The organism is Gilliamella sp. B3783, assembly GCF_026536125.1.
Classification (GTDB): domain Bacteria; phylum Pseudomonadota; class Gammaproteobacteria; order Enterobacterales; family Orbaceae; genus Gilliamella.
On the sequence record NZ_JAFNOU010000001.1, the window covers coordinates 138,874 to 152,144 of the forward strand.

At 31.6% G+C, this 13,271-nt stretch carries 17 protein-coding genes; 3 read left to right on the plus strand and 14 right to left on the minus strand.

The window, feature by feature from the left end:
• Positions 1-31 precede the first annotated feature (31 nt).
• Positions 32-832 carry a PQQ-binding-like beta-propeller repeat protein gene (locus J3U59_RS00585; RefSeq protein WP_267332793.1) on the plus strand — a complete coding sequence of 267 codons (801 nt, stop codon included), beginning with the start codon at positions 32-34 and terminating at the stop codon, positions 830-832.
• A gap of 333 nt (positions 833-1,165) precedes the next feature.
• Here J3U59_RS00585 and J3U59_RS00590 read toward each other — a convergent pair whose 3' ends face one another.
• Complete coding sequence (locus tag J3U59_RS00590; RefSeq protein WP_267332792.1) at positions 1,166-2,071, minus strand: LysR family transcriptional regulator; 906 nt, start codon at positions 2,069-2,071, stop codon at positions 1,166-1,168.
• Between the two features lie 184 nt (positions 2,072-2,255).
• On the minus strand, positions 2,256-2,426 hold the full coding sequence (locus J3U59_RS00595) for a hypothetical protein (protein WP_267332791.1): 171 nt from the start codon (positions 2,424-2,426) through the stop codon (positions 2,256-2,258).
• A gap of 117 nt (positions 2,427-2,543) precedes the next feature.
• On the opposite strand from J3U59_RS00595, the gene J3U59_RS00600 reads away from it, so the two are divergent.
• The gene (locus tag J3U59_RS00600; RefSeq protein WP_267332790.1) at positions 2,544-2,666 is read left to right on the plus strand and encodes a hypothetical protein; all 123 of its coding nucleotides are present in this window, start codon (positions 2,544-2,546) and stop codon (positions 2,664-2,666) included.
• A 101-nt stretch (positions 2,667-2,767) separates the two neighbouring features.
• On the plus strand, positions 2,768-3,061 hold the full coding sequence (locus tag J3U59_RS00605; RefSeq protein ID WP_267332789.1) for a hypothetical protein: 294 nt from the start codon (positions 2,768-2,770) through the stop codon (positions 3,059-3,061).
• A gap of 188 nt (positions 3,062-3,249) precedes the next feature.
• Here the strand turns inward: J3U59_RS00605 and J3U59_RS00610 are convergent, their stop codons facing one another.
• The 12 genes from J3U59_RS00610 to J3U59_RS00660 form a co-directional block, all read right to left on the minus strand.
• The gene (locus J3U59_RS00610) at positions 3,250-3,636 is read right to left on the minus strand and encodes a hypothetical protein (RefSeq protein ID WP_267332788.1); all 387 of its coding nucleotides are present in this window, start codon (positions 3,634-3,636) and stop codon (positions 3,250-3,252) included.
• Positions 3,637-4,828: 1,192 nt separating this feature from the next.
• Positions 4,829-5,182 (minus strand): hypothetical protein, encoded by a 354-nt coding sequence (locus J3U59_RS00615; RefSeq protein WP_267332787.1) that lies wholly within the window; start codon positions 5,180-5,182, stop codon positions 4,829-4,831.
• A 513-nt stretch (positions 5,183-5,695) separates the two neighbouring features.
• Entirely contained in the window at positions 5,696-6,121 is a 426-nt protein-coding gene (locus tag J3U59_RS00620) for an NTF2 fold immunity protein (protein ID WP_267332786.1), read from the minus strand.
• A gap of 191 nt (positions 6,122-6,312) precedes the next feature.
• Positions 6,313-7,329, minus strand: coding sequence for a hypothetical protein (locus J3U59_RS00625; RefSeq protein WP_267332785.1), 1,017 nt, complete (start codon positions 7,327-7,329; stop codon positions 6,313-6,315).
• Between the two features lie 245 nt (positions 7,330-7,574).
• Positions 7,575-7,949: an SMI1/KNR4 family protein gene (locus J3U59_RS00630; protein WP_267332784.1), complete on the minus strand. Its 375-nt coding sequence runs from the start codon at positions 7,947-7,949 to the stop codon at positions 7,575-7,577.
• 251 nt (positions 7,950-8,200) lie between these two features.
• Complete coding sequence (locus tag J3U59_RS00635) at positions 8,201-8,635, minus strand: hypothetical protein (protein WP_267332783.1); 435 nt, start codon at positions 8,633-8,635, stop codon at positions 8,201-8,203.
• 327 nt (positions 8,636-8,962) lie between these two features.
• Complete coding sequence (locus J3U59_RS00640) at positions 8,963-9,424, minus strand: hypothetical protein (protein ID WP_267332782.1); 462 nt, start codon at positions 9,422-9,424, stop codon at positions 8,963-8,965.
• Between the two features lie 948 nt (positions 9,425-10,372).
• Positions 10,373-10,612, minus strand: a complete 240-nt coding sequence (locus J3U59_RS00645; RefSeq protein WP_267332781.1) for a hypothetical protein — start codon at positions 10,610-10,612, stop codon at positions 10,373-10,375.
• 162 nt (positions 10,613-10,774) lie between these two features.
• Positions 10,775-11,272: an immunity 26/phosphotriesterase HocA family protein gene (locus J3U59_RS00650; RefSeq protein ID WP_267332780.1), complete on the minus strand. Its 498-nt coding sequence runs from the start codon at positions 11,270-11,272 to the stop codon at positions 10,775-10,777.
• 374 nt (positions 11,273-11,646) lie between these two features.
• On the minus strand, positions 11,647-11,874 hold the full coding sequence (locus J3U59_RS11960; RefSeq protein ID WP_416379547.1) for an RHS repeat-associated core domain-containing protein: 228 nt from the start codon (positions 11,872-11,874) through the stop codon (positions 11,647-11,649).
• A 15-nt stretch (positions 11,875-11,889) separates the two neighbouring features.
• A complete protein-coding gene (locus tag J3U59_RS00655; RefSeq protein WP_267332779.1) occupies positions 11,890-12,087 on the minus strand; it encodes an RHS domain-containing protein in 198 nt (65 codons plus the stop codon).
• A 514-nt stretch (positions 12,088-12,601) separates the two neighbouring features.
• Positions 12,602-13,168, minus strand: a complete 567-nt coding sequence (locus J3U59_RS00660; RefSeq protein WP_267332778.1) for a hypothetical protein — start codon at positions 13,166-13,168, stop codon at positions 12,602-12,604.
• Positions 13,169-13,271: the final 103 nt, after the last annotated feature.

Genomic DNA, 13,271 nt, shown 5'->3' on the forward strand with positions numbered 1-13,271 from the left:
TCGCAATACTATCACTTTACGAGGAAAAACAATGATCAAAAAAGTATTTTTTCAAATTGCACTATTTATCTGTTTTATTCTATATGGGGAATTAGCTATGGCAAAATTGAATCTTATTGCAAAATCTTTTAGTGCGCCAACCGCTATCGCCTTCGATAGCCAAGGTTCGATGTATGTGACAAATTGGTCTGGAAGTTCAATAGAAAAAATCACAACGGAAGGTAAACGTAACACTATTTATAACAACATATCCTCTCCTGCAGGAATAGTTATTGATAAACAAGATAATATCTATGTTTCATCTTATAGTGGCAATTATATTTTACAAATCACCAAAGATGGCAAAGTAGAAAAAATATCGACTGACTATCATACGCCAACTGGAATTGCATTTTCTAATACAGGTGAATTGTTGATTACTAATCGCTCCTCTGGCGAGGTTGTCGCTTTGGATTTAACGACAAAGCAAAAAAAGGTTGTTGCAAAAGGATTATCATTACCTGTCGGTGTAACACAATTAGCTGACAATCGCTTAGTTGTGTCACAATATAGTGGACGCTTAACTTTAATCGAACCTAATGGAAAACAGATAGAATTAGGGAGTGCATTTAACCAACCCGGTGTAGGTATAGTAAGTCTTTCACCTAGCGAAGTTGCTGTCATTGATAATGGGGCTGGTGCAGTTCGTAAAGTCGATGTCAATAGCAAAAGTACCACTACACTAGTTACATCATTGTCTGGTGCTGTAGCGTTAAGTCTGTACAAAAACCAATTGTATATCGGTACTTGGGGTGATGAATCGGTTTATCAATTAACTAACATCAACCCATAATAAACACGCTTGATTAATTATCGGCAAAGATAGAATTTTTTAAGGGTATCATTTCAATCAATGTCATTTCGGACCTTTTTAAACAAAATCAGGTCCGAACTTTTAGCCATACTATCATTAGTATGTAAAAATCTTTCTAATTTTTTAATACGATAATATCAAGTGTTTACAATCTATCGCAATGCTATTTTTAAACGTTTAAGGGTTATAGAGTTGGTCTAGAGTAAAAACGACAGTAGCCATGAATACGATATTTAATCATGCAAACCACTTGGTAACGCTATCGTCACTCTTTTTACATCACAATTAGTCAAATACCCCTTAAGTAACTACTTATAACGATTTGAAATAATTGATAATTTGTTCATAAATCAAGTTAGCGTGTAAATTATTCCGCCAAACAAGATAAATATCGATATATAATTTACTGGTTTGGGTACTAATCAATTTTTTATACACTACCCCATCAATGTTGGCCTGTGTCATCGACTGAGGTAATAGCATCATACCTCTCCCTAATGCAATATCCAATAACATAGACAGCGTGTCTGGTCGTTCAGCTCGACGAACCAATGGATGATTTAACGTTTTAAATACAGACTCGCACTGTGCATAAAAAGTCTTATTTAAATGGGCTTTAAACCAAAATAACGGTAAATCAGTGACATCATTAAGATCAACATAATCTTGTTGGCTACAAGGATGGCTTTCTGGAAGAACCAAAATAAGCGGCTCCTGATAAATTAGCATCGAATTTTCTTGTTGGTTTCTTGAAGCAAAATCAGATACAACAGCAAAATCCAAATTGCCTTTTTGGAGTTCTAATAACAGCTCTTTAGACGTGTAGTCATGTTGATAAAGTTTTATATTATCATTGAAATTTGCTAAAAACTTTTTGAAAAAAGGAATAAAATCAAAACACAGTGTTTTCGTCATACCTAACATGACTTGATTGCCTTGACAAGATTTAATATTATCCACTGATTGACATAAACTGTTTAATACCTCCAATGCTTGGCTTTTAAATTTTTCACCTTCTTTAGTTAATACCATGTTGTGAGAATTTCTTAAAAATAAGCTCACTTGCAATTTATCTTCGAGTTCTTTTATTTGCACGGATAATGGCGGTTGACTTACACCCAGTTTATCTGCTGCAGCACGAAAACTATGCATTTCACAAATCGCAATAAAATATTGCAATTGCCTGATTGTTGGTAGTTTTTTATTATAAATATCCATATTTTAAATTACTTCGCAATTGATGATTAAATCGATGGGGTACTCAATGTATTTTATCACACTAATTTACCAATAAATTCATGACTTTTCTAAGTTTTAAACATATAGTAAGATTAGTTAAAAGTTTATAGTAAATATTCTAAAGTTGGGATGATTTTACTCTATTTACAATTTACAAACTAATTTAAGATAAGTAGAGTGAAACTAACGCTAACTTGCCACTTGGAAATAATTGAATGGTTAAATTATTGCTAGATAAATTGACCCGTTCATTACCCTGTTCAACTTGCCAAGCGCTACGTTCAGCCCATGATAACCATTTAGCAAGTCGCCAATAATTGTCGAGTTTGCCCAATATTACGGGAAGCTCTTGATTACCGTGAAAATCAATATTAATTACTTCGACAACATCATTAACTGAATAAATGTTGATATTGCCATTCGTCCTATAGACCGTAAAATATGGTTAGATATGCTGTTTGAATTAGGTATTACTCAAACAAAATTATGTGAACGTACAGCAAGTTTAGTAACAGTGTTAACAGTATTGGCTCATCAGGGATTACTATCACTAGTTTGGCCTATTTTTGACTAGATTATTCCCTATACACCAAAGCTACTTGCAGGCGCAGTGGAAGCCGTAATGCAATAGCGGAGTTTTTACCAAAAGTTGAGTACGCTGTAGCACAAGGTTTAGTGGAAGATAAAAACCTACAATTATTAGTCATCAGAACATTGACCGCTAAAAATAGCCAAGCTAGTGCGCTTAAAAAAGCACAAGCCGTTGAGGCTAAATTACCTCAAACCAGCAACAAGCAAACCGAAAGCACCAAAATGATGCTAACCCATGATGATTTCAATAAAATTTGGCCAAAATCACAATATATAGCCGACCTGCCAGATAACAAAATATCAATCAATCCAAGGCATTGTTGCCCAACCCCAACCAAGCGTTGTGACTTACATATTTTCAGTGTTAAATACATGTAGGGATAATACTTTTCTAAAAGCACAAAACATTATTGAAGGTGATCTCATTTTTATAAATGATTGATTCAGTATTCAATTATCTAGATGAGTGAATTCTTTATTTTTTTACGAAAAATTTCAGCAACTAAAATAAAACCTTCGAAATGAAGGTTTTAGGATAATTATGATTAAACGGGGATGTAATTGAATTAGTTATCCATTCCTGTTTTAACATACTGTTTAAATGCAGCCATAGCGCCATATTTATTTGGTACACATCCAAACATATTATCGCAATATGCGGCGATCAAGATTTGATATTTATCAGAAGTAATAGGTTTTTTAGAAACCTGAAATGCTAAGTAAGGATCATTCGCTAATGGATTAGCTGTTCTAATAGTCACATCTGTTACTGTTTCAAGTTTCCATCTAGAGTTTGTTGAAACCCAATATTCCGCTCTTTTCCAATATAGAGAACATTGTTCAGCCCCATCGCAGTATAATGGCTCTTTTGCTTTTTGTTCAATCATTGGATCTATATTACTTGCACACCCAACTACAAATAATGCTAAAAATATACTAATTAGTTTTTTCATTGTAACTCCGAATCTGTTTTGTAAAAAAATGACTTTTAATCCATTAATTGATAATCGCGCTACATATGAATATTTTATTCTTTATCGAATTTATATTGTCTAAGTATGTTAACCATCTGATATAAGCGCATGTTATATTAATTTTTTATTATTTTAACCTTTGACTTTGATTTACATTCCTATATAGCTGTGAACTGATTGATTATATTTGCAGTATCATCTTAAGGCTTAGAAATAATTACTCTTATCAATAATTTTTATTTAATAACCATATATTCTATATATAGTTTCTAATATATTAATATAAACTTTACACTTTTTCAACAATGACTTTACACTTTGACGCATATCATCTTTGTTAGAAAACCACTAAATTAATTTCGATTACATTCATTTTCAATATAATTCAATTTTCCAAGAGTAAGATGTGTGTGTTATTGGATAAAGTTTGCAATTAGTATAAAACTGATGCATGAGTAATACTGAATATATCGTCCATAGCTTATTAACCGAAAAAAAATAATATTAATAATCAATACCTAGTAATTATACAATCAACCGCGAAAAAATTTGTTAATTTCTTTATGTAACATATTGATGGTTATAGGTTAATTAGAACTAACAAGTTACTTTTTTCTATTGATAATAGACTAATCGACTCCCATGACATCAATAAGTTTTGATTCTTCAAAAATATTGACTTTAAACCTTTTGTAAATTAATGATCAGGTACATTATCTATTCAAAATTACGCTTCTCACTAACCTATTATTTTATAATCATTAATTCGACTATTATTATCAATTCTTATCGAAAATGACCAAGTTATGAGGTTCATAATATTAATGTTGAAGAGGTTCAGTAGTTGGATAATATAGTGTATTTAGTGGCAGTATTTTTTTTACACCTTGTTAAGCGGGTAACCAATATAGTTTGACATTAATTGTTTTACGTTTTGTTAGATTTACTTGGATGTTAGATTGTGTTACTTTCTCTAATAATATTGCATTTTGATTTGAACCCAAAGTCCATCTGTTCAAGTAAAAATGAGGACCAATTGCAATATTTTTAACACCAAGTAACGCACTATCTTATAGCGCTCATTAACACAACTTTTATCTAACATTGCCAGTTTATTTTTTAGTCATGTTAAACCGATTATTTTTAATCAATACTCGACGTTTGATTATGCTTAGTATTCAATACGATAACGACCAACAATATCAAAAATATGATCGTATGTGCTGAGTATTATGCGTTTTTTACCTTTGTGATGAACTTGTTCAACAAGATCAAAACTTGAGGTTAAATATCTTTGATTAGGATAATTATCTAATTGATAAATAGATAAGTTATCAATATCAGTAAAAATAAATTTTACCCATACATCAGGCACGTTCAACACTTCGGGCTGACAATTAGCTAGCGATAGTGACGTTTCAACAATCAATGTAAACGGGTAGCAATCCAAGTTAACCTTTTTTAGAATTAATGCGTTTCGAGCATAAATAATGCCGTATTTGATTGGTATCGCTTTAGTTATCATTTTTTAGACTTTGCCATAACTTCTTTAAAATTAATTGGAACTTATTAAATTATAACATTATATGGAGTTAACAATATAACATTTAATTTAACAGTATGTTGTTCAACGATACTTTGCATTACATTGATTTAATTAAATTTAATAGCTTATATTTAAGTAAGTTAAAAATTTAAGTCTTATTGCTACATTGGCATAATGTTATAAGCATCAATCACAAAGTAGGCAAAATTATTCAATATAATTTTAAGTGTCAATGCCATTTAATAGTCTTTATTCTGTTATGTAATAAAGACGACTTAATTCATTTTATAATACGCTATAGGCTTTTAGCTTTTATTTAACGTATCTAAAAAAAGGTAAATAGAGATAACAACTCATCAAATGAAATAAATTCATTTCGTTTATTGAGCTTATATTGGCTGGTAGTGATATCTATAATTTCAGGCATACAGCTTAGCAATCGAATAACGACAATTATCAAGTTAAAGCGATGTTACAAGCCGTTATCCCTTTTTATAATGAAAATTTTTCCCATTTATTGTCAGACTTATCAAATATTTCTTTTTTATCAATTCGCCATTGTTTATGAGTATATATTAAGGAATAACGAAACTGACTTTTAAATTCTGTATGTTGTTGCGTATAAATGAGTAGTTTGTTTTCTGATAGTTGTTCTGTTTTTAGTATTTCTTCATCGGGTGAATACTCTGGTGGATATCCACAGTCTAATGAAACTTGGCGACCGTACTTTCTTTCTTTAATAGTACAATACTGATTGAATATAGTATTTAACTCACTTCTCATCTTATCTTTTAAAGGCTCGTCATCCTCACCATTTTCGATTAGCTCGCAAAGTGGTTCACAATATCCTTCCCACTTATTCATATCCGTTATAAAATTTTTTAACACTGATACAGCCTGCTGTACATTTTTTTCCATATTATTCCTTAACTAACAAATATATATTTTTCTTTCCATTTCTTTAAACTTTGAATGATTGATCCTAAGGCGATCTATTTTATGGCAGGTTATTTAACAACAATAACCCAATGCTAATTCATTTCTCGATAAACGTCTAAAAATGAATCAACAAAAATCAGAAACAACGCTTCAATTCAATACGAATTAACTTAATCACTTTCTCTAATTTGTGCTAAAGCTTGTTCAAGACGACTAACGTTTTGATATTTATTAGCAGCAGTTGTTTTGTCTACTGACGCTAACCAATCATCTACTGCTGTTTTAAATAATTCTAAGCCATCTGGCGTCAGGTTTGACTTTTTAATCACCGTATCAGTCTTCAAATTTCCTTTTTTATCAAATAGTTCAACACCGATCAATAATTGATGTTGTTTTAAAAAAACCAATAACGCAATTGAAGACTGTATGATAGGCTCAGGTAACTGATTGATTTTATTAGTAGCCAGTGACACAGCAACATCGTATACGATAAAATCGACTTCTTTGTTTTTATTTTCCCTAATCTTTGCCAAACCTTTTTCAAGACGGCTGACGTTTTGATATTTATCAGCAACAGTGCTCCTGTCTAGATAATTATACCAACCATCTACAGCCGTTTTATATAATTCTAAGCCATCAGGCGTCAGGTTTGACTTTTTAATTACCGTATTGGTTTTCAAATTTCCTTGTTCATCAAACGGCTCAACCCCAATTAATAATTCATGTTTTTTTAAAAAGCTCAATAAAGCTGTTGAGCTTTGCATAACACTATCTAGCCACCATTTGTTTTTATTTCTAGTAAGCAACATTGGTAAATTATGTAAAGTATAATCTTTTTCATCCCTTGCTTTTATAAAATCTCTAATTTCGGTTAAACCATTTTCAAGTCGATTGAAGTTTTGATATTTATTAGTAGCACTACTCCTGTCTAAATATTTTAACCAACTATTTACAACTGTTTTAAATAATTCTAAGCCATCTGGCGTCAGGTTTGACTTTTTAATTATTGTATTAGTTTTTAATTTTCCTTGTTCATCAAACGGTTCAACACCAATCAATAAATCATGTTTTTTTAAAAAACGCATTAAAGCTGTTGAAGTTTTAGTGCTATGCTCTTGCCAAAGATTTGTTTTATTTTTAGCTATCAACATGGGCAAATCATATAAAATAGGATCTGGTTTATTCATTATTTTCTTTATCCAACTTTTGATACGCTACAGTTAATAATATTATGTTAGTTAAGCTTTACGACTATATTTCGCAAAAATTAGGACCACTTTGGGCATTTTTCTTTTTTATTATTCATGAGCAAATATTCAAAGCATTATACCGAGTTATTGCTCCAATCAATCCACTATTTTATATTCAACTATCATCAGCTTAATGGTATAAGAAAACGAAGCAATTCATTTTAATAGTGTTTTCAGATACATCATTTAACATATTTTCCTAAGTGATAAATATCAGTTGCTTCTTTATCCATGTCAAGGCAGCCTAACGCCCCCAAATCCAAACTATATATATAATTAGATTCATTATCTTTTTTTACAGATACAAAATAGCCTATATCACCATCTTGACCGATTAAAAAATAATTAGGCTCAACGTCTTGTATATTATAGGTACTATTTCTCTCTTTAATATTATTTATATTATAGATGTATATGTACTCTTCCCTTTCATTGATTAATTCATATGGCTCTTTATCTTGAACCTCTTCGGATAAAAATTTCACATACAAATTCGGAAATTTAATATTCATCTCTTGCTCAAGAATATTCAACATTTCAATAACTCTTTTTTCCATCTAAAATTCTCCATTCAACGAATAGGGTATAATTCAAAAACAAAATTGTTAGTATTAAAGTTAGCATATCATCAAAATATTTTTAGCCTTTTTTTAAAGCTTGTAAAAAAAGCTTTGGTGACTATTGTTTTAAACCATTCAGATGAAGTATGTTTAATGCATCTCTATCGAATAGCGTCCTCTGATATTTCATAAAATATCTTGTTTCAGATTAATGCAATTTCAACAATAACAACTTTGAAAGTAGATATTTACCTAATGTTGTCATTTTTCTCATGAAGAATCTTAATAAACAAACTATGTATGTCATGACAAAATTTTGAATTCTCAATGAGATCAGGTAACACAAGTACATAATAAAAGACCTGGTTAAACTGCAAATTTATATCATAGGGTTCAAAATCAGAAGCATTATCGAATTCAAATAAAGTTGCTATTCCATTTAACTGTGTGCTTTTTGCTTCAATTAAAAAACAACCTTCCCCTTGTAAATCTAAATTGTAACCATGATTATCATGATAATCTCGCATTTCATCGTTTTTATAACAAAATAGAAACTCTTCATCTCTAAAACTACTTTGTTCATATTTATAATTAATAGATGATAATTTTTTAATTAATGAAAACCATACATCATCGACGGATTTATCGGTATAAAATCCATACATATTACCAGTCCATTCCATATTTTCCCCTCAAACTCACTCACAATAGTAAATTTTTGTTACAATCGCTTTGGAGTTTATTTTTTCATCTCAGTAAAATGTTTTCTATGTGTCGTCTTAAAAAACATTTTGTCGTTTAACTATTTTAGACTTAGCGCTATCAACTTTAAATAAAATAGAGTGTTATTCTTTTATTTAATGCCCGATGATGTTTTACGATATATCGGTCTAAGGCATCATAGGCGTTCGGTAAGTTTAATTTTTTAATGGGAGATTTCGGTTAAACGCTGGTGGCGTTTTATATGCTAAGTAAGGTAAATAATGCCTTAAGTTCTATTCATTCTAGTGTCACCATTCATCTATATCTTTTGCATCAATATCTTTTAACCATTTTTGATATTTTTCTGGATCTTTGGCAATCAATGTTTTTAATTTTTCAAACACTTCGTTTATCCCTGAAGGATCCACTTTATATTTATTAAATACAAAAATAATTCCCTCTTCTATGGTATCAAGCATATAAAACATTTGTTGTGTGTAACAATTAAACGTTTTATAAGGTATAAAAATTGAGAAATTAACCACTTTTCGTTTTGACGAGGCTAACGGGCCGTAAACTAAATCTTTGTTTTCTAGTGTGGCAGAGATAGTAAAGAATAAATCATAATCTGTTGTTTTAAATAATTTGTCATAATATGGAAGCGTTTTGTTTAATTTATTAAGATTTTCTATCAACGGATTAAAAACCGTATTTCTAATTTCATAATAAACGCCAACTTCAGCCCACAAAAATGGAAAATTAATTTTCATTACATGGCCTTTCGGTTTATCACTGTTTTTGGTTTAAGTAAAATTTTAGATAGTTATAACTTTTTATCTATAATAACTCATTTTATACATAATCCTATTGCATAACACAATTCTTCAATAAAAAACTAACATGATCCTATAATTACAAGACCTGAAGGCAGTTGTAGGCTTTGTTCGCACGGTCTTATTTGGTGTTTGTTGATACGAACTTCAATTAGGCGACGTACGGCATCGTAGTGGTAATAATAGGTACTGCTGGCGGTCTGTTTGCTGTGGGCGCATCCCGTTTTCGTCGTAGGTGTATAAAGGTGGTGGTAATTTGTTTGCTTAGTTAATTGTATCGATGGCTGCGTGTGCCTTAAGCGTTGGTTTCACTTAAAAGCATATCCTTAAAACGGTAGCTGAAATGATGTGTTGGCTTCGGCTAGGGTCAATGTAATGGTAATTTGAAAAGATGATAACTTGAAAACAGATTAGCCCTTCAAACTTTATCTTGGCAACCTCGTTCTTTTCCTATTTAGTAGACTATAGTTATAACTTGTTCCATCCAAACCTTAATAAAGGTCTTGCGCTCGAGTCTTTATACTAGTGTAAATATTCTTCTTTAGTTAAAGGTTTTTGGATAGGTGCTGGCGGTGTTACATCAGAGGAAAAAAACTTTGAGATTCATCCCAATTAATGCCATTTTCATAGAATTTAAGTAGATGTATTTGGATATCTTTAGAACCTCCATGCATTCCCACATTCTCTTTTGTATGAATAATATCTAAGTGATCTTTTACGGTTAGCTGTGGAATCAAAACTTTTTGATCTACAAAAGTATATCTATCATCAATTTACACCAGACCTATTTTTTCAGCTAATGGACCTGTATAAGTGATAATTTTAGGCTGCTGTGGGCGTACATTTTTTCGTACATGTTCATCTCGTATAGAAACGAATAACTCTTTAAGTGTGTGCAGCTACTGAATAGGTAAATAAAATATTAACCTTATTCAGGTCTACCCCATCCCATTCATCTTTATCATTAAATATATTAAAAAACTCCATCCAATGGTTTTTTCTGGATTGCGCTAATGAATACAACCCATCTTTTATATAGACGCCGAATACTGTATTTTCTTGACTGCGTTGTTTTTTGATTAACATTTCTTTCGACCAATTTTTTAAGTATTTATTAAAAAACACATACAATTTTATTATGAAAAAAAGATAATATTCATGTTTAGTATTAGTTATTAGTATAGTAATTATTTTTCAATGCAAATTAAGTTGATATCAAATGATTATTTTAATTCATTAGATAACTAAATTGATATCCATAATAAAAATAGATGCCATAAAGAAAACTTAATGTATATTCAGCTTAATATTAAAATTTTTCATTAATTGTTTAATATGATAATCATTGAGTGGCGATACGCGAGGCAAAGATTCAGCTTCTTTTTCAGATATCAATGTTTCATTTTGCCATATGTCTACTTTTTTAAACCAAGGCTCTATCCCGTATGTAAAATATACATTTTGCATATTACTGGGTGAGTAGTTTTGTTGATGCCCAATTATTCTCCAATCACCTTCAAATTTTCTATCAAATAGTAAATAGCTATCTAATATTACCGGATCAATCATTCGGTGAGCATTTCTAATTTTTGCTTCTGATAAATCTGGAGAATTGGAAATAATATCAAAAATCTCAGCAATATGGCCAACTATAAATTTAATAACAATTCTTCCAAAACAATAATTTTGATTATCTAATTTAAAACAGAATATGTCTCCTGCTTTAATGTAGCGTAACATCGTACGAGGTTTTTTATCCCAACCCCATATTTTAAAATCATTCATTAGCACTTTCCTTTCCCTGACTTACCCTTCTTTACATCACTCGCTTTTTTAATGTTATAGGCTTATTTAAATATTTTAGCTCTGTCATCATTATGCTGATAGTTAAAGGAATTATATTTATTTCCTCTATTTGTAGAAGACATTTTTTCTTCTATTTTACCAGTTTTCGTTCCATACGTTTCAATATACTATTGTTCATAACCTCTTGCGTGCCCATATATAATATTTTTTCTAATACTTCCATTCATCCAGATGCAGATAATCTTCCAGTTTCTCGATGTTCAATCGTTCTTCTGTCAATGTCATTGGTAATGTCAATATAGCAAGGTTCTCTAGCTCCTTGGTCATATAATGCATAAACAAAATATCCAGGTTCATCTGTCGATATTAACCCCCAAGGATCGAATCCACATCACCCCATTAGGCGCATACTGATACAGATTAAACCCACTCGATAGCCCAATCGGGTCCAGCTGCGTGAATCTGCCTATATCAGGGTCATAGTACCTAAAAGTATTGTAATGTAAGCCCGTTTTTCTGTCTAAATACTGTCCCTGATACCTTAGGTTCTGTTGTATCTGGCTGTGTTCGATTTCCTGTATCGGTTTGCCCCATAGCTAATAGCTACACGTCCATACAATGTGACCGTCTTCATCAATGAGTTCTTCTGGGGCGCCATTGACATCTGTGTGGTAATACAGCACTTTCTGTTCCGTACCGGTGTTGCTGTCTATTCGTGCCAGTGGTTCGTAGCTGCTTTCAACGGTATAGATATATACGCTGTGCTGTTTGTTTGGGCTGGTTTCTTGAATCATGCGTAAACCATCCCACAGGAAACGAGTTCGGTTATACGCTTTGCCTGCTAGGTCTATTTGGTGTTTTTCAATACGTCGGCCTAAGGCGTCGTAGAGGTAGCCATAGCGTTCAGTACGGTTTAATTTTTCGATACGAACTTCGATTAAGCGGTGTTCGGCATCGTAGTGGTAATACTGGGTACCGCTGGCGGTCTGTTTGCTGTGGGTGCGACCGTGTTCGTCGTAGGTGTATAAAGGTGGCGGTAATTTGTTTACTTAGTTAATTGTAGTGATGGCTGCGTGTGCCTTAAGCGTTGGTTTCACTTAAAAGCATATCCTTAAAACGGTAGCTGAAATGTTGTGTTGGCTTCGGCTACGGTCAATGTAATGGTAATTTGGGAAAGGTGATAAATTAAAAGCAGATTCGCCCTTCAAAATTTATCTTGGCAACCTCGTTCTTTTCCTATTTAGTAGACTATAGTTATAACTTGTTCCATCCAAACCTTAATAAAGTTTTTGCATACAAGTTTTTATACTAGTGCAAATAATCTTCTTTGGTTAAAGGTTTTTGGGTAGGTGCTGGTGGTATTACATCAGGAAATAAAAATTTTTTAGATTCATCCCAATTGACTCCCGTTTCGTAAAATTTAAGTATACGTTTTTGGATATCTTTAGAATCTCCGTGCATGCCTGCTAATTCTTTTGTATGAATAATATCTAAATAATCTTTTACAGTTAATTGAGGAATCAAAACTTTATTATCTACGGTATCATATCTGTCATCCATTTCCACCAGACCTCTTGTACCAGCCAAAATATCTGTTATTGCAATAATTCTAGATTGCTGTGGGCGTACATTTTTTCGTACATGTTCATCTTGTATAGAAACGAATAACTCTTTAAGTCTGTGTGCTGCCACTGAATAGGTAAATAAGATATTAACCTTATTCAGGTCTACCCCATCCCATTCATCTTTATCATTAAATATATTAAAAAACTCCATCCAATGGTTTTTTCTGGATTGCGCTAATGAATACAACCCATCTTTTATATAGACACCGAATACTGTATTTTCTTGACTGCGTTGTTTTTTAATTAACATTTCTTTCCACTTGTTTTAGATTTGGTTTTATTTTTTTAATGCTCCTCCGCCTCAGTTAAGTATTCCTACTGCTTTGAAATATATAGTTAAAGCGTACGAAGTT